Annotated in this window: 2 protein-coding genes and 1 pseudogene; 1 reads left to right on the forward strand and 2 read right to left on the reverse strand. The window is 62.7% G+C overall.

What is annotated here, in order from left to right; translation table 11 throughout:
- Positions 1-679, reverse strand: a pseudogene (gene glmM / locus VK804_RS29465) (phosphoglucosamine mutase); the annotation flags it as partial.
- Between the two features lie 208 nt (positions 680-887).
- A complete protein-coding gene (locus VK804_RS29470; RefSeq protein ID WP_325751804.1) occupies positions 888-1,061 on the reverse strand; it encodes a hypothetical protein in 174 nt (57 codons plus the stop codon).
- Positions 1,062-1,182: 121 nt separating this feature from the next.
- Between VK804_RS29470 and VK804_RS29475 the strand changes: the two genes are divergently transcribed.
- Positions 1,183-2,075, forward strand: an 893-nt coding sequence (locus tag VK804_RS29475) for an alpha-hydroxy acid oxidase (protein WP_325751805.1), incomplete at its 3' end; no start/stop codon positions are given.

The following is a 2,075-nucleotide window of genomic DNA, read 5'->3' on the forward strand; positions in this document are numbered from 1 at the left end:
TCAGTGCTTCCGGCGAGGTAGAGCCGCATTCCTTGTTGATGTTGAATCCATCGGGCTCGACGCCGATGGAAATCACGTCGGCGCCCAGCTCCCACAGCGCTTCCGGCACCACCTTGTAGGCCGCGCCGTTGGCGCAATCGACCACCACGCGCAACCCGTCGAGGCTGAGATCGCGCGGCAGCGTGCGCTTGGCGAATTCGATATAGCGGTCATGAACGCCGTCGATACGGCGGGCGCGCCCGAGACTGGCGCTCTGCGCCAGGCGCTTGTCGAGCGATTCATCCATCAGCTGCTCGATCTGCTTTTCGACGTCGTCGGACAATTTGAAGCCCTGCGGGCCGAACAGCTTGATGCCGTTGTCCTCGAACAGATTATGCGATGCGGAAATCATCACGCCGAGATCGGCGCGCATCGACTTGGTCAGCATCGCCACCGCCGGCGTCGGCATCGGGCCGAGCAGCAGCACGTCCATGCCGACCGAGGTGAAGCCTGCGACCATGGCGTATTCGATCATGTAGCCGGACAGCCGCGTATCCTTGCCGATGACGACGCGGTGGCGATGCTCGCCGCGCTGAAACACCAGCCCCGCCGCCTGGCCTACCTTGAGCGCCAGCTCCGGCGTGATCAGGCCGTTGGCACGGCCGCGAATCCCATCGGTCCCGAAATATTTGCGGCTCATGGTCCCCCCAACAGCTATCGAGGCCGCTTAACCGACGGCGACAAGCCTCGAACGCCCGCCAGACATGGCGTGTCGAGCGGTTATAATGCCTTCGGAGCTAAAATGGCTTCAAAAAATATGATGAACGGTTACCGGCCGCCGCTCCGGTTCCCCGCACTTAACACATTGTTAACGCATGTATAATGCCGGCCGTAGGGTGGCGAGCGAGCTAGTGCTGGTCCTTGCGCCTGACGTGATGGTCCACCTTCGAGGGCGACGGCTGGGTGACACTGACGGGATCGGAAGCCGGAAAGGTCTCCTCCAGCCCCTCCTCCAGCGCCTGGTCGAGCCGGCGCTTCTCGCCGTCGTCGACCTTTTCGGGCTTCGAGCGTGGTGCGGTCATGAGACGACCTCCTCGTGGCATGCCGTTCTGCCCCGGCGTTTGGCGGATGGCCCAACCATGCTAGATGACTGCCAGGCGGGAAAATACAAGAAGGCAATAATAGAAGGGGCCGGGAACGTCCATGAAGCACATCACCTGTATCGAAGACCTGCGTCAGGTTCACAAGCGAAAGGTGCCGAAGGCATTTTTCGACTATGCCGACCGCGGCTCCTATTCCGAGGAGACGTTGCGCGCCAATCGCGACGACCTGCAGCAGATCAAGTTTCGCCAGCGCATCCTGGTCGATGTGTCGAAACGCGATCTCTCCACCACGATTCTCGGCGAGCCCGCCGCGCTGCCCTTGATCCTGGCGCCGGTCGGACTCACCGGCATGCAATATGGCGACGGCGAAATCCATGCCTGCCGCGCCGCGCAGGCCGCCGGCATCCCCTACACGCTGAGCACGATGTCGATCTGTTCGATCGAGGACGTCGCCGCCAATGTCGACAAGCCATTCTGGTTTCAGCTCTATGTCATGAAGGACCGCGGCTTCATCAAGGAACTGATCGAGCGCGCCATCGCGGCGAGGTGCAGCGCATTGGTGCTGACGGTCGACCTGCAGGTGATCGGGCAGCGCCACGCCGACATCAAGAACGGCATGACGGTGCCGCCGGAATGGACCGTGTCGAAGTTTTTCGATTTCGCCACCAAGCCGGCCTGGGTGGCCGGCGTGCTGCGCGGCAAGCGTCGCACCTTCGGTAATCTGGTCGGCCATCTCAAGGGCACCGACGACATCACCGCGCTCTCGACCTGGACCGCGTCGCAGTTCGACACCACGCTGAACTGGAAGGATGTCGAGTGGATCCGCAGCATCTGGCCGGGCAAGCTGATCCTGAAGGGCATCCTCGATGTCGAGGACGCCAATGAGGCCGCCAAGAGCGGCGCGCAGGCGCTGGTGGTCTCCAACCATGGCGGCCGTCAACTCGACGGCGCGCCCTCCTCGATCGCGGTGCTGCCGGAAATCGTCGATACGGT

It is taken from the genome of Bradyrhizobium sp., from assembly GCF_035484855.1.
GTDB lineage: Bacteria > Pseudomonadota > Alphaproteobacteria > Rhizobiales > Xanthobacteraceae > Bradyrhizobium.

Excerpts from the sequence above, each read along its gene's own strand:
- VK804_RS29470 (WP_325751804.1), bottom strand. The coding sequence starts at position 1,061 with ATGACCGCACCACGCTCGAAGCCCGAAAAGGTCGACGACGGCGAGAAG.